Raw genomic sequence first — 23,277 nt, 5'->3', positions numbered from 1 at the left:
AACGAGCGCGGTTGGCATTACGCGTTTGCTTTGGCATGAAGGCCCACCAGTAGGGCCTTCATTCAGGGCTTACATCCGGGCGACGATGATCACATCAGGGCCGGCGACCGCCCGCTACCGGCCACTCGCCAAGGCACAGATCATCCACAATCGCCTTGCCCATCTCACTGAAGTAATGGGACGCCCAGGCATAACGATCGTCCCGCTCCATGGCCGCATCCAGGGCCAGCATCTTGGCGTGGAACAGCAACTGCGATACGTGCTCAAGTGCCTCGCGCAGCGGCACGTCAGGGTTGACACGGAACAGGGAGTGTTGAGATTCGCCGGTAGGGGCGAAGGTGACGGTACCGAGAGTTTTGATTGAAGCACTCATTGTGCACCTCCGGTGATTACCAGAAGGCTGGAGATTGTGAGGTGAAGATACTGAGTCAAAACGTCCATGCGACTAGCTCCTATGTGATGAGCTGCCACATTCGTTTCCAGGCGAAAGGGTGGCAGCTGTACGCAGGCTGGAAACCGGGACAATAGGAACCCGGCAGGTCCGAAGACCTCCCGCGCACAGCCGCCATAGCAAAGTGTGTGGACACAAAAAAGCGCCGACATTCTAATGCAAGGCGGCGCCTATGCGCCTATTGTTTCTACGGATTTCCAGGCCCGACCGCTAATTTGGTAGCGATGTACAAATATTAGGCCAAGTACCCAACATCAACAAAACGGTATTTCGAAACTAGAGATTTCGAAGTTTACCTCTATCACCCCAAGGGTCTCACCCAGACAATTTTCCAAGCCATTAATTTGACCTAGCGCTTACCCCAAACGTTCAAATCCTCTCTCTCCTTCATGTGATCATGCACAGCTTGGGGTATATGTGGTGACTCTTGCGCCATTTTATCAATCCGCCCCCTAATCTCACTAACAACATTAAGATCAAGATCTGAATATGACAACAACAACTCAATCTCCCTTCCTAAAGCATTATATCTAGCCCCTGCCTCACGATGTTTTTCTGCCAATTCCTGATATCGAAGCGTTGTTTGCAATGCGGTCATTACAGCAGCTAATACACTCATTGCCCCAACCCCTAACTGCCACCAAAACCCAATCTGCTGCTGCATTGTTGCAAAAACTGTTGTTCCAACAATCGCTGAGAGCGCTACCGTTGGAACAGCAAGCCAAAAATGAATTCTTGAGTAACGCAAAGCCGCCCGATAATGCCCAACAGCTACGACAGAAGTACGCTCATACCATTGTTTGAGCACCAAACAAATATCATCACGACCGCCCATAAATCAGCCTCAGCATAAAAACAAAAAGGTAACCCTACCCACCAAACAAAAACAATATCAAACGCGCCGACCTCTAGAGTTAAATATCGGAGCAAAACCTCTAACTATTGACTCCTCAACTTCTTTACGCCCAATCAATATTGGAAGAATCACAACCCTGAGATTCTCTTCCATATATTTTGTAACCAAAACCTCAACATCCTCCGGAAATTTATCTTTAGCACTTACCCTACTAACACCATCCAAATGGGAAAACTTAGCCTTCCCGAAAGACCGGCGAAATGAATGATTTACGGTTTTAAATAAGTCTTGCATACGAGCTTTAAGAGAACCTGTCTCACCAACATAAATCAAAGCATCGCCTTCATAAATACAGTAAACACCAGGATCTGCCGAGTAAATTTCAGAGCGGCTGAGCGATAAAGAATTACTGGATTCAGTCAAATACAACTCCATCTTTTCGAAGCATCGAAAAAACGCATCAAAGTCCACCTCTTTCAAATAATCAGAAAAAGCGGTCACATACACCTCAAGCAGCCAGAACAGCTATCTGATAGAAAACTAATCACCTCACTGACTCCCAACTAAATACACTCACCTTGGGATAACAATCGGAATCACCACCGGCGTTGGCGGGGCCGGCGGCATCATCATCCCTTCGCTCTTCACCACAGTTACTCCGCGTTTCTTGATGGTCTCGTACACACGCTCCGTCGCCGCCATGTCGTGATAGCCACCATCATCGATCATCACACTCAATGCGCTCTGACGGCGTTGTTCGATCAGTTGCACCTGGTTGGTCCGGAAGTACGAATCCAAAGCGACCTTGCTCAGGGTCGACAGGTCGACCCGCAGGATTTCCTTGTACTTCAGCGCCGTGGCGTCCCAGCCCTGGACGTAGAGTTCGTCCTGGGTCAGGGCGAAGGTGCAGAAGTGGTAGGTGCCGGTGGTAGAGCCCGGAGTGGAGATCAGTAGCGAGCAGCGACCGTGTTGCAGGATTGGTCCCTTGATGTCCGGGAAGTCTTTGCTGACTTGAGTCGTGAACTGCGTGCGGTCGTAATAGATGGTGGCCCTGTCATAGGGTGTGGTGTTGCAGCCTGACAACAGAACGGTCGCGCCGATCAACAGGCTGGCACAAAGGTTACGCATGGATCACTCCTGGGAAGGTCAATCGAATCGGTCGTGGCCAGCCAACTCAGCGAGCCTGCTGGTCGGGGGTCCTATTTTTTGTTGCGCACGTACAACACCACCCCACCGGTGGGCGAGCCGCCACGGGTGTCCAGGTCAAACCATTTGTTCTGGCTTCGGATCAGGCCGCTGAGTTTGGTGTGGCCGTACAACCGGGAGTCGAATGCGGGGCTCACCTTGCTGATGGTGGTGCCCAACATGGCCAAGGGCGCCCAACCGTCCTCTTCGGCGATGTCATCAAGAATCTTGGCGATGAACTCCACCGGTACTTCTGTCGGACTGCTGGAAGATGAAGCGGCTGGTTGTTTGCCCGCATTCTCGATGGAGCCGGGGACGGCCTGGGTCTTGTCACCCTGGGCGGCGGATTCAGTGACGTCCTGGGCCTGGAGAATTTCGGTGTAGATAAACTTGTCGCAGGCGCTAACGAAAGACTCAGGCGTCTTCGCTTCGCCGAAGCCGTATACCGTCATGCCTTCCTCGCGCAGGCGCCCGGCCAGGCGCGTGAAATCGCTGTCGCTGGACACCAGGCAGAAGCCATCGAAACGCCGGGTATAAAGCAGGTCCATGGCGTCGATGATCAACGAACTGTCAGTGGAGTTCTTGCCCTTGGTGTAGGAGAACTGCTGGATGGGCTGGATCGAATGCTTCAGCATCAGTTTTTTCCAACTGCCCAACTGCGGCCCGGTCCAGTCGCCGTACATGCGCTTCACACTGGCGATGCCGTACTTGGCGATTTCCTCGAACAACGCCCCGACAATCGACGCCTGAGCGTTGTCGGCGTCGATCAGTACGGCGAGGTGTTTTTGCTGGTTCGAATGCGTGGACTTGGTGGCCATGGTTCATCCTTGTGAGCTGGCGACTGGAGTAGAACGTCTTCCTAAACGAACATGAAGGGCCGGGCCACGGCGTTTGGAGGGGGCCGTAAGCAGAGCGCTGGAGATCGAAGCTACTATTTTGCCATCGCGCCGTCCACCACCGACTACCGGAAGACGTTCAAGGACATTTGATATGTTCACGCAGCCAATTGCGGGCTCACAATCCGCCTGCGATATCATCTTTGAATCCATTACCAACAAGCTGGCAAAAACATGAAAAGACTATGTCTGCTTCTGCTGGCTATCGCCTGTTCCTCCTGCGCAAAAGATCATGAGAAACCGCCAGCAGACTTGAATTTCATTTCTGTCGAACGCAAAGCGGATCTTTCGCTGTATATCGTCCGCTACAAATCAAACATCAACCTTCTGGATCTCTACGCAAGAGGTATGGGAGAAGGTATTGCCTCAGCTCAGTTTATTTGTGCATTAGACGGGGACCATGACTTTTCCGTTGAGCATGAAATTGCGCGCTCTGCCTATGGCAGGATTCAGGCTGATGCAGCTCAAACGAATCAACCACCCTCAAACTTTTTCACTGAAGCTTTTTTGAGTGAAACCCTCGACAAAGGACAATCCCGTCGCGACCTCTCTGTCGAAGAATTGAACACCTTGTTAGCCAACAAAAAGACGATTCCGTGCAAAGCACTTATCACCGCCTATGGCTACAAGACCTATTACTCCAACACCCTGCAGTTGCCAGTTACTGACCTGCTGCGGGAAATCAATAAGCCCACAGCACCATAGCGCCTGCGGACAACGCGCAGTTTTCAGCCCAGACTGCGCGATACCGCTCCCAAACACCCCAAGCACTCGCTGACAATTCTTCGACACTGGCTGCGGTACTATCCCCGCCTCCGTTTGCCGCAAGAGCCTCGAACCTGCATGTCTCAACCGTTGCCATCGACCGCTTCCAGCATCGCCTTGCCCTGCGTCCTCGCCGGCCCTCTGCTGCGCCGCCTGGAACCCACGCGGCTGGTGCTGTGGCTGGTGGGCTCGCGGGCGCTGGAGCTGACGTTGCGTTTGCAGGCCGGCAGCGACGCGGAAGTCCGCGACTACCCGCTCACCGCCGAGCGGTGCCAGGTGATCCCGGTGGGCCAACATGCCTTTATCCACCTGATCGATCTGCCGCTGGACAGCCCGTTGCCCTGCGATGTGCGCGTCGACTACGACGTGCTGATCGCCCAGGCCGATGGCTCAAATTCCGGTATCGCCGAGTGGGCGCCGCATCTGCTCTATGGGCAAAAGCAGCAGCCGGATTTCGTCCTGCATAGCCGTATCCATCAATTGGTCCACGGCTCCTGCCGCAAGCCCCATCATTCGGCGGACGAGGGTTTGCTCTGCGTCGATCGCCTGCTGGCGGAAACGCCAGAGCCGCAGCAACGCCCTGCCCTGCTGTTGATGACCGGCGACCAGGTCTACGCCGACGATGTGGCCGGGCCGATGTTGCGGGCGATTCATGCGCTGATCGAGCGCCTGGGTCTGTTCGGCGAGCATCTGGAAGGCGCGGTGGTCAGCGACAGTGCCGCGCTCTATCGGCACCGCGCCAGCTATTACCAACGCGCCGAATTGCTACCGGCGCTGAAAAGCAACGAGACCCTGCGCGAGCGTTTCTTCGGCGGGGTGAAAAAGCCGATCTTCACCAGCAGCAGCGCCGACAACCATCTGGTGACCTTCGCCGAGGTCATGGCCATGTACCTGCTGGTCTGGTCGCCGGTGCCCTGGAGTCTGATCGATCCGCGACCACCACAGCTCGCTGCCAAGGAACAACAGCGCTACCAGCGCGAGCAGCTGCGGATCGAGGCGTTCGCCAAGGGCCTGGGTGGTGTGGCGCGGGTGTTCGCCCACCTGCCAAGCCTGATGATCTTCGACGACCACGACATCACCGACGACTGGAACCTCAGCGCCCAGTGGGAAGAAACCGCCTACGGCCACCCGTTTTCCAAACGCATCATCGGCAACGCGCTGATCGCCTACATGCTGTGCCAGGGCTGGGGCAACAACCCGGATGCCTTCACCGCGCCGCTGCAACACACTCGCGCCCTGAGTGCCGAGGCCCAGGGCGATGCGCTCTACCTGGACAGCGCCGCCCAGGACACCCTGATCGACGAACTGCTGCGCTTCCAGCAATGGCAATACACGCTGCCCACCACTCCGGCGCTGGTGGTGCTGGACACCCGCACCCGACGCTGGCGCAGCGAGTTCAACCTGGCGCAGCCCTCGGGCCTGCTCGACTGGGAAGCCCTGAGCGAGCTGCAACATGAACTGCTGGATCACCCGTCGGCGATCATCGTTTCCCCGGCGCCGGTGTTCGGCGTCAAGCTGATCGAGACGGTGCAGAAGGTCTTCAGCTGGTGCGGTCACCCACTGCTGGTGGACGCGGAAAACTGGATGGCCCACCGCGGCGCGGCCCAGGTCATCCTGAATATCTTCCGCCACTCGCGTACCCCGGGTAACTACGTGATCCTCTCCGGCGACGTGCATTATTCCTTTGTCTACGAAGTGCTGATCCGCCACCGCAAGGGCGGCCCAAAGATCTGGCAGATCACCAGCAGCGGCATCAAGAACGAGTTCCCGCCGACCCTGCTGGAATGGTTCGACCGCCTCAATCGCTGGCTGTATTCGCCGCGCTCACCCTTGAACTGGTTCACCCGCCGCCGATTGATGCGAGTGGTGCCCTACAGCCCCGAACATCGCGAAGCCGGCGAACGGCTGTGGAACTCGGCGGGCATTGGCCAGGTGTTCTTCAACGACCACGGCCAGCCCCGGGAGATCTACCAGCACAACGCCAATGGCGCGCCGAAAACCCAGATGCTGGCGCCGGATGAGGACTGAACCCCACCGAGCGATTCGTGACAACGGATTCGCTCGGACGCGCTATGGTTCAGCAGGTTGATCGCACCACCCAATCAGCTCTTCAAAGGCCCCTTCATCCCCATGTTCGAACACCTCGACCTGCACGCCCTGCTTACGACCTATGGCTATTGGGTGATTGTCCTCGGCTGCCTGCTGGAAGGCGAAACCGTGCTGATCCTGGGTGGCATGGCGGCGCATCAGCAGGTGCTGGACCTGTGGGCGGTGATTGCCGTGGCGACGGTCAGCGGGATGTTCGGCGACCAGTTGCTGTTCTGGAGCGGGCGGCATTTTGGCGGGCGTTTGTTGCCACGCCTGAAGGGCCAGCAGGCGGCCATCGAGCGGGTGACCGGGTTGATCCGGCGTTATCCCTCGACCTCGGTGCTGGCGGTGCGTTTCATGTATGGCATGCGCTGGGTCGGCCCGGTGGTGATCGGCGCCAGCGGCCTGTCGCCGCTGCGCTTCACCTTGCTGAACATGCTCGGCGCACTGCTCTGGGCCACGCTGTTCGTCTGCGGCGGCTACTGGGCCGGCGATGCGCTGGAACATCTGTTCGGCGACTTGAAGCCTTATCGCCTGCCGATTGTCCTCGGTGTCGTGGTGCTGGTGGTGGCGGTCGCACTGTTTCGCCAACGCCGGGCCAGAACCAGAAACGTCGCGCCACTGAACGACTGATCCAGCCTCCACCCCAACATCCAGAATTTTCATACTGACCCCCGCACTTTATTTCGTTTGCGACACGGCCTCGCTCTTGGCTTAGATAGCCGCCATGTTCCAGGTAGCCAGAGCCCTTAGCCCATGAGCAGCGAAAGCATCAGCCAGTCGATTTCCATCGTTCACCCCATCCGCCTGAGCCATGGCAAGAATGCCGAGGTGTGGGACGAGAACGGCAAACGCTACATCGATTTCGTCGGCGGGATCGGCGTGCTCAACCTGGGGCATTGCCATCCGCGGGTGGTAGCGGCGATTCAGCAGCAGGCCACTCGGCTGACCCACTACGCATTCAACGCGGCGCCCCACGGGCCCTATGTCGAATTCATGGAGCGGCTGGCGCGTTTCATGCCCTTGAGTTACCCGGTCAGCGGTATGCTCACCAACAGCGGCGCGGAAGCGGCGGAGAACGCCTTGAAGATCGTCCGTGGCGCCACCGGGCGCACCGCGGTGATCGCCTTCGACGGCGGCTTCCATGGCCGCACCCTGGCCACCCTCAACCTCAATGGCAAGGTCGCGCCCTACAAGCAGAAGATCGGCGTGCTGCCCGGCCCGGTGTATCACCTGCCCTACCCGAGCGCGGACAACGGCGTGACCTGCGAGGAGGCGCTGAAGGCCATGGACCGGCTGTTCAGCGTGGAGATCGACGTTGCCGAAGTGGCCTGTTTCATCGTCGAACCGGTGCAGGGCGAGGCTGGTTTCCTGGCCCTGGACGTCGAGTTCGCCCGCGCCCTGCGGCGCTTCTGCGATGAACGAGGCATCCTGCTGATCGCCGATGAAATCCAGTCCGGCTTCGGTCGCACCGGCCAGCGCTTCGCCTTCACCCGGCTGGGGATCGAGCCGGACCTGGTGCTGCTGGGCAAAAGCATTGGCGGCGGTGTGCCCCTGGGCGCGGTGGTCGGGCGCAAAGCGCTGCTGGACAACCTGCCCAAGGGCGGCCTGGGCGGCACCTATTCCGGCAACCCCATCGCCTGCGCTGCGGCCCTGGCGACCCTGGACGAGATGAGCGACCTCAACCTGCAAACCTGGGGCGAGCGCCAGGAGCAAGCCATCGTCAGCCGCTACCAGCGCTGGCAGGCCGAGCGCCTGACGCCTTATCTCGGGCGCCTGACCGGGGTCGGCGCCATGCGTGGCATCGAACTGGTCAAGGCCGACGGCTCGCCGGCCCCGGAGCAACTGAGCGCACTGCTCAGCGCCGCGCGGGACGCCGGCCTGCTGTTGATGCCCAGCGGCAAATCGCGGCACATCGTCCGCCTGCTGGCGCCGCTGACCATTGAACTCGAGGTGCTGGAAGAAGGGCTGGATATTCTGGAGGACTGCCTGGCGCGGTTGGCATAACACCAGATATTTGCGCAAAAGCCGCTCGCCATGGACACTGGCGCGCCTCATGCCATCGACAAGGAAGCGCGACATGCAGTGTCCCAGCAACAGAAAACGGCTCATGGCCGGCAATACAGTGAGCTTCAGCCGCAGCGAGCAAGACTCATGAAGCAGAACCTCCCCTATGTGCTGGTATGCCTGCTGCTGATGCCGCTGTACTACTGGATGAAGCCTTACCCGCTGAGGAAGTGGACAGGCCTGGTCCTGAGCCTGGCCGGGCTGCTATGGATACTGTTCTTGCCGTCGATGCTGGGCGACCTCGATGCCGGGCTGATTGCCGTGGCGCTGGTGGCCATGGGCAGCTCGCTGTTTTTCAGCCGGCGCCGCTACCAGGACCACAGCTGAGGCGCTGCACTACAAGCCGAATACCCGCCGCGCATTGCCATGCAGGAACTTGTCCCGCACCGGCTCCGGCAACTCCAGGGCCTGGACCTGCTGCATGCATTTATCGAACGGCAACTGCGGGAAGTTGCTGCCGAACAGCACTTTGTCCTGCCCGTAGGTGCGCATGAAATGCAGCAACTGCGGCGGGTAATAAGCTGGCAGGTAGGCCGAGGTGTCGATGTAGATATTGTCGTGCTTCCAGGCCAGGCCGATCATCTCGTCGGTCCAGGGGTGGCCGATGTGCCCGGCGACAATTCGCAGTTGCGGGAAGTCCAGCGCCACCTCATCCAGATAAGGCACCGGCCGCCCGGTTTCCGAAGGCATCAGCGGGCCGGTGTGGCCGACCTGGGTGCAGAAGGGAATGCCCAGCTCCACGCACTTGGCGTACAGCGGGTAGTACAGGCGGTGGTTGGGCGGCAGTTTCCACAGCCAGGGCACAATGCGCAGGCCCTTGCAGCCCAGCTCGCCCACCGCCCGCTGCAGCTCGGCCAGCGCCGCCATCGGCCGGCTCAGGTCCACCGTGGCCACGCCGACAAAACGCTCGGGATAAGCCCGGGTGTAGGCGGCGATTTCATCGTTGCTGAACACCCAGCGCTCCGGCCGGCACCAGGCCGCCAGCATCAGTTTCTCCACCCCGGCCTGGTCCATCAGCTCGACGGTCTGCTCGATGCTCAGCGGCTGGTCCAGCAAATGCGCGGAACCTGACTTCTCGAACAGCCGCGCCACCTCCGGCAGCAACTGCCGTGCCCGGCCATTGGCCGGTTGTGCCCATGCGTCGATTGCACCCTTCATGAGAGCGATCCCCCTCTGCTGACCGTGATTCAGGCGACGAGGGCCCAGGCTACGTCCGCGCCATGACAGCGACAATGTTCGCAGCGCTCGGCGGCATTGACCGATCCGCCCAGGTTCGGCGCCCGTCCTTCACCTGGTTCTGCCTCCCTCCTTTCCCCCTCCCTGCCCCTCGGACCGACCAACGGTTCCAAGCGCGCATTTTGCTGGCATCGTCGCTGATCAGGCCGAAAAACAAACTTCTGGAAACATAACTAGCTGAAACGTATCAGCTCCAGCAAAAACGGCAATTATGCATAAATGCAAATTTATCCTTGACCCGAAAAATCGCCTCGCTTAAGGTGAAATTGCTGTATGCACATACAGTATTTTTGATAAGCGAATCCATTCACGGACGAGGTATTACCTATGAAAAGCAACACTGAAAAATTCGGCAAGGCACCCCATCAACCCAGCCTCTGGACTCGGGCCGATGCGCTGAAAGTCCATGCGGACGATCCCACCACGACCCAACCATTGGTCAGTGCGGATTTCCCGGTATTGAGCAACGAGGTGTTCATCTGGGACACCATGCCGTTGCGCGACCTGGACGGAAACATAACCTCCGTCGATGGCTGGTCGGTGATCTTCACCCTGACTGCGGATCGTCATCCGAACGACCCGGAGTACATCGACGAAAACGGCAACTACGACATCACCCGCGACTGGAACGACCGCCACGGCCGGGCAAAGATGTACTACTGGTTCTCCCGTACCGGCAAGGACTGGAAACTCGGTGGCCGGGTAATGGCCGAAGGGGTTTCGCCGACCGCTCGCGAATGGGCCGGCACGCCGATCCTGTTGAACGAACAGGGTGATGTGGACCTGTATTACACCGCTGTCACTCCGGGCGCGACCATCGTCAAGGTGCGTGGCCGGGTGGTGACGACCGAGCATGGCGTCAGCATGGTTGGCTTCGAGAAGGTCAAGCCGCTGTTCGAGGCCGACGGCAAGATGTACCAGACCGAAGCGCAGAACCCCTTCTGGGGCTTCCGCGATCCATGGCCGTTCCGCGACCCCAACGACGGCAAGCTGTACATGCTGTTCGAAGGCAACGTGGCCGGTGAACGCGGCTCGCACAAGGTCGGGAAAGCGGAAATCGGCGACGTACCGCCAGGTTATGAAGACGTCGGCAACTCGCGCTTCCAGACTGCCTGTGTCGGTATCGCCGTGGCCCGCGACGAAGACGGCGACGACTGGGAAATGCTGCCGCCGCTGCTGACCGCGGTCGGCGTCAACGACCAGACCGAACGCCCGCACTTCGTGTTCCAGGACGGCAAGTACTACCTGTTCACCATCAGCCACACCTTCACCTATGCCGACGGTGTGACCGGGCCGGACGGGGTGTACGGTTTTGTTGCCGATTCGCTGTTCGGCCCCTACGTGCCGTTGAACGGTTCCGGCCTGGTGCTGGGCAACCCGTCTTCCCAGCCGTTCCAGACCTACTCGCACTGTGTGATGCCCAACGGCCTGGTGACCTCCTTCATCGACAGCGTACCGACCGACGAAAGCGGCACGCAGATTCGTATCGGCGGTACCGAAGCACCGACGGTGGAGATCAAGATCAAAGGGCAGCAGACGTTCGTGGTGGCCGAGTACGACTACGGTTACATCCCGCCGATGCTCGATGTAACGCTCAAGTAATAGCGACACAGGGCGCTCAGGCAGCGGGCTCGAGTTCGATGAAGAACCCGTTGTGGATATGATCGAGATATCCCGCCTGGCTCACTGCGACTTTGCTCAGGAGCTTCATTGAACAATGCGTAGTACCAACCCTTCGCAACTGGCTACACGGATGTAGCCAGTTCTGCTCCTGCTTGCGGAAATCGCAGCAGCCCCCCTCCTCTCTCCGGCCAGCAGTGGCCTTCCCGGGGTCAGCTCCCGGTCTTGACCTTGCTCCACACCCGGGTACGCACCCGTTCCATTTTCAGCGGCAGCGGCTCCAGCGGGAACAGCGTGGCCATCACTTCTGCAGACGGATAGACCCCAGGGTTGGCGCGGATCTTCTGGGCCACCAGCGCCGTGGCATCGCGGTTGGCGTTGGGGTAGCCCAGGTAGTCGGAAGACTGGGCAATCACTTGCGGGCGCAGCAGGTAATCGATGAACTTCAGGCCGTCCTGGGGATGCGGCGCATCCTTGAGCAGCACCAGGTTTTCCACCCAGACCGGCCCGCCTTCGCGGGGAATGCTGTAGACCAGACGGCGGCCGTTGTTGGCCTTCTGCGAGGCGACCTGGGCATCGAACACTCCGCCGCTCCAGCCCAGCACCACACAGATGTTGCCGTTGGCCAGGTCAGTGATGAATTTCGACGAGTCGAAGTAGCGAATATGCGGCCGGACCTTGAGCAACAAGGCCTCGGCCTTCTTGTAGTCCTCGGGGTTCTGGCTGTTGTAGGGCAGGCCCAGGTAATGCAGGGCGATGGGGATGATTTCACTCGGAGCATCGAGCATGGCGACACCACACTGGCTGAGCTTGGCCAGGTTCTCTTCCTTGAAGATCAGGTCCAAGGAATCCACCGGTGCCTGGTCGCCGAGCAGCGCCTTGACCTTGTCGGCGTCGTAGCCGATGCCCGTGGTGCCCCACAGGTAAGGCGCGGCGAAACGGTTGCCGGGGTCGTTGCTCTGTACCTTGGCCAGCATCTCGGGGTCCAGGTGCGACCAGTTGCCGAGCTGGTTGCGGTCCAGTTCCTGGAGCACCCCGGCCTTGATCAGGTTCGGCAGCAGGTCGCTGCTGGCCACCACCACGTCATAGCCGCTGCGCCCGGCCATCAGTTTGCTTTGCATCACGTCGCTGTTGTCAAAAGTGTCCTGCAGCACGCTGATGCCGGTTTCCTTGTGGAACTGCCCGGGCGTGTCCGGGGCGATGTAGTCGTACCAGTTGTAGAAATGCACGCTCGGTTCGGCGGCCTGGACCGTAGCGAAACCGAACAGTGCGGCCAGGGCCAGGGGCAAACAGCGGATAGCTTTCATCTGAGGACTCCGAGCGTTGGCACCCGTCCAAGGGACGTGCGCCTCGCCTGCTGATTATGGGTTGTTATGGCAGGGCCGAAAGCGGCGGAAAAACAGCGATGGGGTTTAAGGAATCAACAGTTCGCGACGGCCATCGGCGTGCTCGACGTATTCGCCGGACAGTTGCAGGCGCCGGTCATGCAGGTAGTCGTAATCGCGGCGGGCGGCCTTGAGTTGCCCGAGGTCGAGCTCCACCACCTGCCGGCACTCGTCGCGGCCGGCCTCGAACAGCAGCCGGCCGAAGGGATCGACCAGCGCACTACCGCCGGCGAACACCAGGCCGTCGGTGCCGTCGCCGACCCGGTTCACCATCACCGCGAAGGCCTGGTTCTCCTGGGCACGGGCCATGATCGCGGTGCGATGCACCGGGCCGTAGGGGTCCATGTTGCCGTTGCTCACCAGGATCAGCTCGGCGCCCAGTTGGCCGAGGGCGCGGGCGCTTTCCGGCAGTTCGATGTCGTAGCAGATCAGCAGGCCGACCCGCACGCCCCGCCAGAACACGGTGCTGTAGCGGTCGCCGGGCTGGAACAGGCCGCGCTCGTCGGGCCACAGATGGGTCTTGCGGTAACTCGTCGCCACCCCTTCGGGGGTCACCAGCAGCGAGGTGTTGTAGTAGTGGCCGGCGGCTTTTTCGGCAATGCCGACCACCACCGCGACCCCCTTGGCGCGCACCGCCCGCAACACGGCCTGGATACTCGGCCCGTCCAATGGCTCGGCGACCTCGGCCAGTTGCTGCGGGTTGGCGAAACCGCTGATCTGGGTTTCCGGGAACACCAGCAGGTCGATGTCGTCGTCACAGTCGGCAATGCCCCGCAGGACCCGCTCGAGGTTGTAGGCCGTGTCGCCGTCACGGCCGGCCAGTTGCATCAGTTCAATCTTCATCGCGGATCCTTTGAAGTGTCGGCAGGTCTCCGAACGCCGCATGAGCGGCACCCGCCAGGGCTGGTGGCGAGTATGGAGGGCGCGCAGCCGCGTGGTAATCACTTCAATGGAGTACCCCGCCAGGGTTAGTTGGCGGGTCGAGTCAGCGCCAGACTGAAGGGCTCAGGCATGACCCGGTGGCTGGCGTGAAGCCGTCGGGGCTTTCAGCGCGCACCAGGTCCACAGCGCGCTGCACAGGTCCGGCAAGGCCAGCAGCAACAGCACCGGCGATATCAGCCCGGCGGCGACGAAGGCGGCAAAAAACACCGGCACCGACAGGCGGATCGCCACGGTCAGGGCCATGAATTCGCGCCGCTCGGTGTAGCCGGCCCAGACGTAATAGACCCCCAGGTACAGCGCCAGCTGGCCCATCACCCGGATCCACACCTCGTCGGTCAGGGCAAAACCGAACAACGGCAGCAGCAGGTTGGGCGCCAGCACCAGCGCGGCGCCCAGCAACAACATGTACAGGCCGAACAGAAACACGCTCTTGCCCGGATGGCTCATGGTTTTACTCCTTGGGGATGCGACGTCAGCCGATAGGCCTCGGCATCGAAATAACGGGTCTGCTGGCGGAACTGCCAGCTGAACCCCGGCCACAGGGCGACGTTGCGCCCGCTGTGAGGGTCGACGTACCAGCTCTGGCAACTGCCGACGCTCCACACCGCGCCGCGCAGCCTGCGGCGCAGGCCCTGGTTGAAGCGCGCCTGGGCCTGCGGATCGACATCGACACTGGTCACGCCCAGGCGTTGCAGGGTGTCCAGGGCGCCGAGGATGTAGGCGATCTGCGACTCGATCATGTAGACGATGGAGTTGTGCCCCAGGCCGGTGTTGGGCCCCATCAGCAGAAACAGATTGGGAAAGCCGCTGACCGTGGTGCCCTTGTAGGCTTCGCTGCCCTGCCGCCAGGTATCGACGATGTCCACCCCGCCGCGCCCGAGGATCATCCCCGCCGGAAATGGCGTGCGCGCCTTGAAGCCGGTGCCGAAGATCAGCGCATCCAGGGCATGGCGCTGGCCGTCGACGGTGATCAGCGCGTCCTCGGTGACTTCACGGATACCGCTGGTGACCAACCGGGTGTTGGCCTGGGCCAGGGCCGGGAAGTAGTCGTTGGACAGCAGGATGCGCTTGCAGCCGATGGCGTAGTCCGGGGTCAGGCGCCGGCGCAGTTCCGGGTCCTTGACCTGGCGCCGCAGCAGGTTGAGCGCCAGCCATTGGTGCAAGGCCATCAGCCGCGGGTTGAACACGAAGCCGAACACCCGGGTTTCATGGGCGGTGTAGATCAGCCCGCGCAACAGCCGCTGCATAGCGGGAAAACGCCGCAGCAGGCGCTGGCCGCTAGTGGAAAAGGCCCGGTCCGGCTTGGGGATGATCCACGGCGGCGTGCGCTGGAACACCGCCAGGCTGGCCACTTGCGGCTGGATCTGCGGCACGAACTGGATCGCCGACGCGCCGGTGCCGATCACCCCGACCCGCTTGCCGGCCAGGACGTACTCATGGTCCCACTGCTGGGAATGAAAGACCCGGCCCTTGAAGCGCTCCAGCCCCGGCAGCTGGGGATAATCCGGGGTCGACAAGGCCCCGGTGCCAGCCACCACCACCTGGGCAAAACGCACGCCGCCACGGGCATCGGTCACCTGCCACAGCGCGCGCTCTTCCAGCCAGCGCAGGCCGCTGACCGCGGTGTTGAAGCAGCAGTGTTGCAGCACCTGATACTTGTCGGCGCAGTGCCTGAGGTAATCGCGGATCTCCGGCTGCGGCGAAAAGCGCCGCGACCAGTCGGGGTTGGGCTCGAAGGAAAACGAATAGAGATGGGAAGGAATGTCGCAGGCACAGCCGGGGTACTGGTTGACCCACCAGGTGCCGCCGACGCCGGCTTCCTGTTCAAGGATCAGGAAGTCCTGCTCGCCGCGCTGGCGCAGGTTGATCGCCATACCGATGCCGGAGAAGCCGGCGCCGATGATCAACACCCGATAGACCCGCGCCGGATCGGCCTGCTCCTGAAGTAGCGCACTCATGTTCCTGACTCCTGGCGGCACAAACGCCGGGCGTGACCGTCCGCAGCGCATGCACTGTTTATTTTAAACCTCTGTGGATCAAGGGCCGGCCGCCCGCCGGCCCGGGCGGCTAAATCGACTCGGCGTGCAGCCGGCTGGTCCGGTGCGCCAGGTTCTCCAGCGCCTGCGGGTCGAGCTCGGCGGCGATCACCAGGGCCTGGCGGCGCAGGGTTTGCAGCGGCGTGCGGCGGCCGAACACGCCGGTGAAGTGCATGAACATGCGCATCCCGAAACCCAGCCCATCGCCCCTTTGCCGCGGCACCAGGTGCAGGTGGGCATGGGGGATGTGCTGGTTGGTGGCCTTGCCGTCGTTGACGATCAGGTGCGTGCCTTCCACCCCGAAGCCGGCGCGACGCTGGGCGGCCAGCAAGGTATCGAACACCTGGTACAGGTGTTGGCGGATGACCGTGGGCAGTTGCTCGAGTTTTTCCACATGGGCCAGCGGGATCAGCAGCACGTGGCCCTGCCCCAGCGGGTGTACGTCCATGAAGGCCATGCAGTGGGTGTCGCGATAGACCAGGGCGCTGGGCAATTCGCCGGCTGCGATCTGGCAGAAAATACAGGTCATCCGTGAATCCTCGGTGGGTGGCGCTCCTTCGGGCGCTGTAAATGTAGCTCACGCCGCTCGCCGAGGTTCGGCGGAAGTTGTTACCGGACGTCGCGCGAACATCCGCGCCAGCAGCCAGCGGTCGCGCAGGTAGGGCTTGTTGTCCAGCAGCGCCGCCAGCCGTGGCAGGTTGACGAAGGGCACACCGGGGTAGATGTGATGCTCGACGTGGTAGTTGATGTTGGCCCACAGCAGGCCGATCAGCCGGTCGCTGACGGTCACGGTGTTCTTCGCCAGGTCCAGGCGCTGCGGGTCGCCGACCTCCAGGGTGGCCATGGGGAAGTGCTCGTAGCCCCGGGAAATCGGGTTGATCACCAGCGCCAGCAATAGCAGCGGCACGATGAAGATCAGCACGAACTGCAGCATCAGCCCCTGGCTGTAGCACCAGGCGCCGATCGCCGCCATCGACAGCAGATTGAACGCCAGCTCGCGCAGCACCCGGTTGCGCACTGCCTTGCCGTAGCGCACCAGGGAAAAGTAGATGAAGCGCGGCACGAACACGGCGATGCGCAGGAACATCCACTTCACCCCGCCGGTGTAGTTCCAGTCGTCGGGGTCCTTGTGCGGATCGCCCAGGTAGCGGTGATGGTACTTGTGGCATTCGGTGAAGGAGGAAAACGGAAACACGATGAACCAGGCCATGAAGCGCCCGACCCACAGGTTCAGCGCCGCCGACCGAAAGCCGCTGGCATGCCCGCAATCGTGTTGCAGCACGGTGAAGGCATGCAGCTGATTGCCCAGCACCAGCACCGCCAGTGCCAGGCCCCAGGGGTTGTCGCCGAGCAGGATGTACAGCGCCGCCGCGCACCAGACCAGCAGGTGCAACAACGACCAGAGCGTGAACTTCAGCGGTTGCGGCTGCATCAGTGCCTGCAACTGGGCCTGGCGCTCGCGGTCGACCCGCAGTTCGGCGCGCTTGGCCAACCGCAACTGGTCTTCGGCGGCATGGTGGGTTGAATGACTCATGAATTGACCTTCCTCTGTCTGTATCGCTAATCGACTTGCAGGCGCACGTCGTCCGTCAATGGATAGCCCACGCACAACAGTGCCTGGCCTCGGTTCAGTTCGTCCGCCGACAGCCCGTGGTCTTCGCGCATGCGCACTTGCCCCGTCAGCCGGGTGCAGACGCAGGCGGTGCAGAAACCGCTGCGGCAGGAAAACGGTGGCTGCACGCCGCTGGCCAGGGCCGCGTCGAGCAGGGTCTGGCCTGGGGCAACGGTGAAGTTGAACGTCTGGCCCTGCATCAGCAGCTCCACGCGTTTTTCCGTGTCGCCGCTGGCCACTGGCGCCTTGGCCGGGGTGAAACGCTCCTGGTGCACACGTTCCGGGGCAATGCCCAGGGCCTCCAGGGCGGCGGTCACCTCATCCATCATGCCGCTGGGGCCACAGCTGTAGTATTCGCGGGCCTGCGGGCCGGGCAGCGCGCCGAGAATGTCCATCACCCGCTCGCGGGTCAGGCGCCCTTCGTGGGCCCCCGGGGTGTCTGGCCGCGACAGCACATGCACCAGCTGCAAACGCTCGCCGAAGGTCTGCCGCAACTGGTCGAGCTTGTCGCGGAAGATCACCGACTCCCGATTGCGGTTGCCGTAGATCAGCGACACCTGCGAGTCCGGCTCGAAGTGCAGCGCCGACTTGAGGATCGAGAAGATCGGCGTGATCCCGCTGCCCGCCGCCAGCAGCACCAGGTGCCGCCCCCTGCCCGGCTGCGGAGCGAAGGTGAAGCGGCCGTGGGTGCCGAGGGTCTGCACCGCGTCGCCGGCGCTCAGCTCCTGCACCAGGCGATTGGAGACTTTGCCGCCGGCCACCCGCTTGACGGTGATCGACAGGGTCTTGTCCAGCCCCGGCGTGCTGCTGATGGAATAGGCACGGCAGCCCTTGGTCCCGTCGACGTCGACCTCCAGGGTCAGGTATTGCCCGGCGCTGTAGCGGACTTTGCGCAGCAGCGGCTGCTTGAGGTGAATGGTCACCGCGTCGTCGGTTTCCCGTTCGATGGCGGCGACTTTCAAGGTCAGGGGACGGTTCATGGCTGGCCCAGGGCGCTGTGCGCAGGTGTGGATTCGTGGGCGTCGTGCGCTGTGCCGAGGCGCCGTTGATGGGCGTGCTCATGGGCCGAGATGGGCGCCGGCAGCACCCGGTATTGCAGCAGGCGGACTTTCTCTGCGTGGTCCAGCGGCTGCCACCAGTCCAGCTTGTCCGCCAGCGCATCGAAGCGGCGCAGCATCAGCAGCACGAACAGGCCGAACACGCTGAGGTCGCGAAACACCATGGAGCCGGCGGCCGCCAGTTCCGGCTTGAGCCGCTCGAACAGCGCCGGGCTCTCCGACCAGTGGCCGACGGCCCAGTGATGGTGGCAGGCGTGGTAACCCTCGTTGAGGATATTCACCGGCGTTTCCAGCAGGGTCACGGTGTTGTACATCCAGTCCCTGGGGTCTTCCTGGCCGCCGTAGAAGGCGTGCTGGCTCCAGTGGATGACGCCCATCAGGAAGTTGCTCGCGCACCAGGGCACCAGCATGTAGAACACGGCGATCGGCAGGCTGTAGAACGCCAGCGCGACGAACAGCCCGCCATGCACCAGGTTGCCCATGACCATGGCCCGGGCCTGGCTGCGCTTGCGCTTGCTCTTGAAGTACAACCAGGGCGAAACCATGAACTGCTGGTACATCACCTCGCGCACCATGTAGACGGCGAAATCCCAGGCGCTGGCATGGTCGTAGCGTGCAGTGGCGTAGACATCCAGCGGCCCGGCGTTCTCCCGGTGATGCTGTTGCAAATGCGCCGCCGCGTGGGGGATCAGACCCATGGGAATGGCGAAGAACATGTACAGGAAGGAGTTGCCGACCCAGCGATCCAGCAGGCTCGAACGCTTGAAGATACCGCCGGGCACGTGGCCTTCCTGATGCATGGCGCTGAAGGAGCGGACGAAGCCGCGGATGTTCGGGCCGTAGACGAAGGCGTAGAACAGCAGCACCAGCAGCCAGGAGATTTCCTTGAGCCACAATTGGGCGATGAACACCGGCCCGGCGGTCAGGCCCAGGCTGATGGCGGCGGCGAGGATCGGCTCGTCCCGCGGGTCCTTGAGCAAGCGCTCGGCCAGTGGCTGCAACAAGCGGTGATAGCTCGTCACCAGCCAGCCGCCCAGGGCCTTCATTCCCGGCAACCACGACAACACCCGGCGCCCGGCCTGCAAGGTGCACGACAGGGCCAGAATCACGACGATGGCCGCGGTGTTGAACACCAGCAGCAGACTGAACAGCGGAACAGCCAGGCAGTGAAACCCGCGACCGACATTGGCCGGGCGCGGCGGATAGAGAAAATCGCTACTCATGCTTCTACTCCATTAGGCATGTTGCCGAGGCCGGAGCGACGCCAGCGGCGCCACAGCTCCGGCTGCGGTAGCAGGCGAATCAGGCGCTATAAGACTCGCGCAGGAACTGCGCCAGCAACGGCGTGGCGGCGCCGCGGGAGATCGGGTGGAAGCAGATCGCCCGGGAGGCCGCCAGCAGATAGGCCACTTCGTCGGAGGCGATGAAAGCCATGCCGCCCAACAGCTCGACGCTGAGGTTGGTCGCACGCTCGATCGCTGCCTGTACCAGGAAGCGCGTGCACAGCGCCTTGTGGTAGGTGTTCATCGGCGCATCCTGTTGCGCCTGCAATTCGCCGGCGGTGCCGAGCAGCGCCTGATGGGCACCCTCCAGTTCGATGCACAGCAGCGCCAGTTGCGCGGGGTCGGCGAAGGCTTTTCGCAGCAGCCGGTCGACCAGGGCCGAAGCCACGCCCAGGTAGCTGCCGCCGACCATCAGCTGGAACCAGCTCAGGCCGTTGAGCGAGGTTTCCATGGCGGTCGCGGCCACTTCTTCGCTGTCGGCGCCGTCGGCCAGCAGCATGCGCTCGCTGGGCACGAACACGCCGTTGAACACCAGTTCGTTGCTGTCGGTGGCGCGCAGCACCGTGGCGTTCCAGAAGGGTTCGCGGGTGACCGTGCTGCCATCGGCAAAGACCACGGCAAAGCCCTGGCTGACGCTGCCGTCGTCCTGCTCACAGGCGACACCGACCACGATCACGTCCATGTGGTGGCTCATGGTGCAGGGCTTCTTGCTGCCGTCGAGGACGAAACCGCCCTCCACCGGCCGCGCCTTGACGCTGCGGTTGAAGATCTCCGAGCCCGGCTTGCCCTCGGCGAAGGCCGAGGCGATCAGCAACTGGTTCTGGGTGATGCCCCACAGCAGTTCTTCCGCCGCCGGGATCAACCCACCCAATTGCACGATGGTGGCGATGGTGTGGTGGTGCATGGTCATCATCACCGCCAGGGACGGGCACAGCGAACCGATGGCCCGCAGGATTTCCACGGTTTCCTCCGGCGAGGCGCCGAGGCCGCCGTAGGTCTCGGGGATGATCAGGCCGGCGGCGCGGTAGTCGCGAAACAGCCCGCAGAGCACGGCCGGGTCGGCCTGTTCCAGGGCCATCAGGCCACGCTCCTGGAGGGCGGCGAGCAGGCCCGGCAGGTACTTCTCGGTGGCGTTGCGGGCGTTGTGCATCGACATGGTGTGGACTCCTTTCTCGTTGTCAGGGTTAACCGGCTTTTTCGATCAACTGCTCCACCGCGGGGGCGAAACCGAAGGCTCGGGCCAGGTCGAAGATCGCTTCGGCGTCCTCCAGCGGAGGACGCTTGCCGATGCTGTAGTCGCGCTGCAGGCCGGCCATGGTCAGGACCATGGTTTCGGCCAGGCAACTGAAGGTCACGCCCGTGGGCAGACCGGTGAGGTTCTGCTGGCCGAAACGCTGGCTGCGGTCGGGCAAATGGATCAGGCCGCCTTCGATCACCGTGACGTCCGGGCGCAGCGCCAGGGTGACGTGACCGATGTCCGGCGGCTGCGCGCAGTCGCAGATGATCGCGTTCTGGTGCAGGACCAGCGGGTCGATAAAGGCCGAGCCGTTGGAGGTGGCCGAAAGCACGGTTTCCAGGCGTGGCAGCCAGCTCCCCAGGTCCGCGGTGATCACCAGCGGCGGCTGCACCTGCGGCTTGCCCTGGGCCAGGGCATCGATGCGGTCGAACAGTTCGCGCAATTGCTCCTCGTCGCCGAGGTCGCGATCCAGCAGTTGCTCGACGCTGGCCAGGCTCGGCAGGAGCAGCACCAGGGTCTTGGCGATGCCGCTGCTGTGGCCGCCCTGGATCTGCAGCAAGGCGTCGCGATACAGCTCGCCGGCCACCAGCCGCAGCTCGTCCATGGCGCCCCGATTGGCCCCATTGCCGAGCAATACCAGGTGCTCGCAGAGGCGCCCCAGGCGCAGGCTGGCCAGGCGGCCCACCGAACCGTAGGCACCGATCACCCCGGTCAGGCGCTTGGCCAGCGGCGCGCCCCGATTGGCGCAGGTGCTCAGCAGCGCATCGACACCGACCATGGCCGTCAGGCTGTTGCCGGTGGTGGTGTGGAACCGCTCGTTGATGACATCGACACCAGCACTGGAAATCACCGAGGTGTAGGCCCCCAGGCCGACGAAATCCACCTCCAGCTCGGCGACGCTGTCCAGGTAGTTGGCCAGCAGCTTGCGCCGCTTGCCCAGGCTCAGGCGCATCAGGTCGCGCGGTTGCAGCAGGCTGCCGACCAGCCAGCCTTCGACGTAGTCGCCGGCATCGTTGTAGACCCGCCGGGCGTGATAGGACACACCGGCATCGAGGTCCGGCTTGGCCCATTCGGAGAAGTCGTCGAGCCAGCCCTGCATGAAGGTTTTTTCCGCCGCCGACAGCCCCAGGCCGTCCACCACGCTGTCGCCGTTGACGCTCTCGGCGGTGGTCGGGTGCAGCAGGAAGGCGAAGCGACCCAGGCAGCGCCCGCTGCTGCGCGGTTTGCCGGGCACCACCCAGGGGCTCGGCACACCCCGTGGCCCGGCATAGCCGTGGGCTTCGAGGATCAAGCGATGCTGCTGGTTGTGCACCACCAGTTCCGCCACCGCCTTGAGGCCTTCGAGCAGCAGGTCGATGTCGGCGCGTTCGATGCACAGCGGTGGCTGGATGCGCAGCACGTTGCCTTCGGTGAGGGTCGGCAGGCAGTACACGCCATGGCGGCTTTTCAGGTAGCCGCAAACGATCGGTACCAGGGCGCCGAAGGCGCTGGCCAGGGACAGGGTATACAGGCGCTCGCCGCTCCAGCGGCGAAATTTCAGGCCAAGCATCAGGCCGCGGCCGTCGAGGCTGTGGAACACCTCGGGATAGTCGCGTACCAGACGCGACAGCCCGGCATGCAGGTAGGCGCCCTGCTGCGCCGCGTGCTTGAGCTGGGCGCCGTCGTTGGCTGTGAGCTGGTCGAGCACGGCCAGGCCGATGGCGGCGCTGAAGCCATTTACGGCGAAGGTGGAGCTGTGGTGCCGGTCGAAATCACGGCTCCAGCACTGCTCGCCGTAGATGCACGCGCCAATGGCCGCGACACCGCCGCCCAGGGCCTTGGCCAGCAGCACCACGTCCGGCTCCAGGCCGTGGGCGGTGGCGGCGAACAGCTCGCCGGTGCGGCCCAGGCCGGTCTGGATTTCATCGAGGACAAACAGGGTGCCGTATTGGCGGCAGAGGTTCTGCGCCGCCAGCAGGTAGCCTGGGGGCGGGGTGATCATGCCCGCCTCGCCCTGCACCGCCTCGACAAAAAAGGCTGCGGCGCGCCGGGTCTTCAGCAGCGCCTCGAGGGCCTCCAGGTCGCCATAGGGCACATGGCTGAAACCCTCGGCGCGGATCTGGAACGGCTCACGGTAAATGGCCTTGCCGGTGACCGCCACCGCGCCCTGGGTCTTGCCGTGAAAACCAGTCAGGGTGCCGATCACCAGCTCGCGCTGGGTCGCAGCGCGGCACAGCTTGATCGCCGCCTCGACGGTCTCCGCGCCACTGGTGGTGAAGGTCACTTTCGAATGGTTGCCCGGCGCCAGCTCGATCAAGCGCCGCGCCAGTTCTTCGGCGCCGGGGTTGATCAGCGGCTGGACCAGCGAGGCCTGGCCGCTGGCGAGGAATGTGTGGATCGCCTCGGTAATTGGCGCCGCGCCATACCCGAAGGGCACCGCGCCGAACTGGCCGACGAAATCGATCAGGGTCTGGCCGCTGGCGGTTTCGATCCGGGTGCCCTGGGCGCGAACCACGGTCTCGTTGAGGCCGACGAATTCCAGCAGTTCCTGGCGGGTGATATTGAGCAACGAGTCAGCCAT

Annotated in this window: 22 protein-coding genes; 6 read left to right on the top strand and 16 right to left on the bottom strand. The window is 62.6% G+C overall.

From position 1 onward, the window contains the following. Positions 1-94: 94 nt before the first annotated feature. From NRG23_RS25565 to NRG23_RS25545, 5 genes are all read right to left on the bottom strand, one after another. Positions 95-373 (bottom strand): DUF3077 domain-containing protein, encoded by a 279-nt coding sequence (locus NRG23_RS25565; RefSeq protein WP_101283414.1) that lies wholly within the window; start codon positions 371-373, stop codon positions 95-97. A gap of 427 nt (positions 374-800) precedes the next feature. Next, the gene (locus NRG23_RS25560; protein ID WP_257372735.1) at positions 801-1,286 is read right to left on the bottom strand and encodes an SLATT domain-containing protein; all 486 of its coding nucleotides are present in this window, start codon (positions 1,284-1,286) and stop codon (positions 801-803) included. A gap of 57 nt (positions 1,287-1,343) precedes the next feature. After that, positions 1,344-1,730, bottom strand: coding sequence for a GIY-YIG nuclease family protein (locus NRG23_RS25555; RefSeq protein WP_257372734.1), 387 nt, complete (start codon positions 1,728-1,730; stop codon positions 1,344-1,346). Between the two features lie 150 nt (positions 1,731-1,880). Beyond that, positions 1,881-2,435, bottom strand: a complete 555-nt coding sequence (locus tag NRG23_RS25550) for a hypothetical protein (protein WP_257372733.1) — start codon at positions 2,433-2,435, stop codon at positions 1,881-1,883. Positions 2,436-2,506: 71 nt separating this feature from the next. Continuing rightward, positions 2,507-3,310, bottom strand: coding sequence for an NYN domain-containing protein (locus NRG23_RS25545; RefSeq protein WP_257372731.1), 804 nt, complete (start codon positions 3,308-3,310; stop codon positions 2,507-2,509). A gap of 252 nt (positions 3,311-3,562) precedes the next feature. Between NRG23_RS25545 and NRG23_RS25540 the strand changes: the two genes are divergently transcribed. From NRG23_RS25540 to NRG23_RS25520, 5 genes are all read left to right on the top strand, one after another. Then, positions 3,563-4,093: a hypothetical protein gene (locus tag NRG23_RS25540; RefSeq protein ID WP_257372730.1), complete on the top strand. Its 531-nt coding sequence runs from the start codon at positions 3,563-3,565 to the stop codon at positions 4,091-4,093. Between the two features lie 138 nt (positions 4,094-4,231). Then, the gene (locus NRG23_RS25535; RefSeq protein WP_257372729.1) at positions 4,232-6,181 is read left to right on the top strand and encodes an alkaline phosphatase D family protein; all 1,950 of its coding nucleotides are present in this window, start codon (positions 4,232-4,234) and stop codon (positions 6,179-6,181) included. A 102-nt stretch (positions 6,182-6,283) separates the two neighbouring features. Then, complete coding sequence (locus NRG23_RS25530; RefSeq protein ID WP_257372728.1) at positions 6,284-6,874, top strand: DedA family protein; 591 nt, start codon at positions 6,284-6,286, stop codon at positions 6,872-6,874. A gap of 123 nt (positions 6,875-6,997) precedes the next feature. Next, entirely contained in the window at positions 6,998-8,248 is a 1,251-nt protein-coding gene (locus NRG23_RS25525) for an aspartate aminotransferase family protein (RefSeq protein WP_053269849.1), read from the top strand. 147 nt (positions 8,249-8,395) lie between these two features. Beyond that, positions 8,396-8,635, top strand: a complete 240-nt coding sequence (locus NRG23_RS25520) for a hypothetical protein (protein WP_257372727.1) — start codon at positions 8,396-8,398, stop codon at positions 8,633-8,635. A gap of 9 nt (positions 8,636-8,644) precedes the next feature. Here NRG23_RS25520 and NRG23_RS25515 read toward each other — a convergent pair whose 3' ends face one another. Then, positions 8,645-9,466 (bottom strand): amidohydrolase family protein, encoded by an 822-nt coding sequence (locus tag NRG23_RS25515; protein WP_038634938.1) that lies wholly within the window; start codon positions 9,464-9,466, stop codon positions 8,645-8,647. Positions 9,467-9,871: 405 nt separating this feature from the next. Between NRG23_RS25515 and NRG23_RS25510 the strand changes: the two genes are divergently transcribed. Beyond that, positions 9,872-11,146 carry a glycoside hydrolase family 68 protein gene (locus tag NRG23_RS25510; protein ID WP_016703507.1) on the top strand — a complete coding sequence of 425 codons (1,275 nt, stop codon included), beginning with the start codon at positions 9,872-9,874 and terminating at the stop codon, positions 11,144-11,146. Positions 11,147-11,376: 230 nt separating this feature from the next. On the opposite strand, the gene NRG23_RS25505 is transcribed toward NRG23_RS25510, so the two are convergent. The 10 genes from NRG23_RS25505 to NRG23_RS25460 form a co-directional block, all read right to left on the bottom strand. Then, positions 11,377-12,471, bottom strand: a complete 1,095-nt coding sequence (locus NRG23_RS25505; RefSeq protein ID WP_257372725.1) for a polyamine ABC transporter substrate-binding protein — start codon at positions 12,469-12,471, stop codon at positions 11,377-11,379. Positions 12,472-12,576: 105 nt separating this feature from the next. Next, on the bottom strand, positions 12,577-13,392 hold the full coding sequence (locus NRG23_RS25500; protein WP_016703509.1) for a carbon-nitrogen hydrolase family protein: 816 nt from the start codon (positions 13,390-13,392) through the stop codon (positions 12,577-12,579). A gap of 162 nt (positions 13,393-13,554) precedes the next feature. Further along, complete coding sequence (locus tag NRG23_RS25495; protein ID WP_009050682.1) at positions 13,555-13,938, bottom strand: hypothetical protein; 384 nt, start codon at positions 13,936-13,938, stop codon at positions 13,555-13,557. Continuing rightward, a complete protein-coding gene (locus NRG23_RS25490) occupies positions 13,935-15,449 on the bottom strand; it encodes an NAD(P)/FAD-dependent oxidoreductase (protein WP_009050683.1) in 1,515 nt (504 codons plus the stop codon). The genes NRG23_RS25495 and NRG23_RS25490 overlap by 4 nt, the downstream gene beginning before the upstream one ends. A 109-nt stretch (positions 15,450-15,558) precedes the next feature. Then, a complete protein-coding gene (locus NRG23_RS25485) occupies positions 15,559-16,056 on the bottom strand; it encodes an HIT family protein (RefSeq protein WP_009050684.1) in 498 nt (165 codons plus the stop codon). A 48-nt stretch (positions 16,057-16,104) separates the two neighbouring features. Next, the gene (locus NRG23_RS25480) at positions 16,105-17,061 is read right to left on the bottom strand and encodes a fatty acid desaturase (protein ID WP_009050685.1); all 957 of its coding nucleotides are present in this window, start codon (positions 17,059-17,061) and stop codon (positions 16,105-16,107) included. 26 nt (positions 17,062-17,087) lie between these two features. Beyond that, positions 17,088-18,119 (bottom strand): ferredoxin--NADP reductase, encoded by a 1,032-nt coding sequence (locus tag NRG23_RS25475; protein WP_041984282.1) that lies wholly within the window; start codon positions 18,117-18,119, stop codon positions 17,088-17,090. Then, positions 18,116-19,420, bottom strand: coding sequence for a fatty acid desaturase (locus NRG23_RS25470; RefSeq protein WP_028683343.1), 1,305 nt, complete (start codon positions 19,418-19,420; stop codon positions 18,116-18,118). The genes NRG23_RS25475 and NRG23_RS25470 overlap by 4 nt, the downstream gene beginning before the upstream one ends. A gap of 79 nt (positions 19,421-19,499) precedes the next feature. Further along, positions 19,500-20,636, bottom strand: a complete 1,137-nt coding sequence (locus NRG23_RS25465) for an acyl-CoA dehydrogenase family protein (protein ID WP_016703514.1) — start codon at positions 20,634-20,636, stop codon at positions 19,500-19,502. Positions 20,637-20,664: 28 nt separating this feature from the next. Beyond that, positions 20,665-23,277, bottom strand: coding sequence for an aminotransferase class III-fold pyridoxal phosphate-dependent enzyme (locus tag NRG23_RS25460; protein WP_257372723.1), 2,613 nt, complete (start codon positions 23,275-23,277; stop codon positions 20,665-20,667).

The organism is Pseudomonas sp. T8 (assembly GCF_024610635.1).
Taxonomy (GTDB): Bacteria; Pseudomonadota; Gammaproteobacteria; order Pseudomonadales; family Pseudomonadaceae; genus Aquipseudomonas; species Aquipseudomonas chlororaphis_I.
The sequence above is the reverse complement of the archived record's forward strand: the minus strand, read 5'-3'. Positions and strand labels throughout refer to the sequence as shown.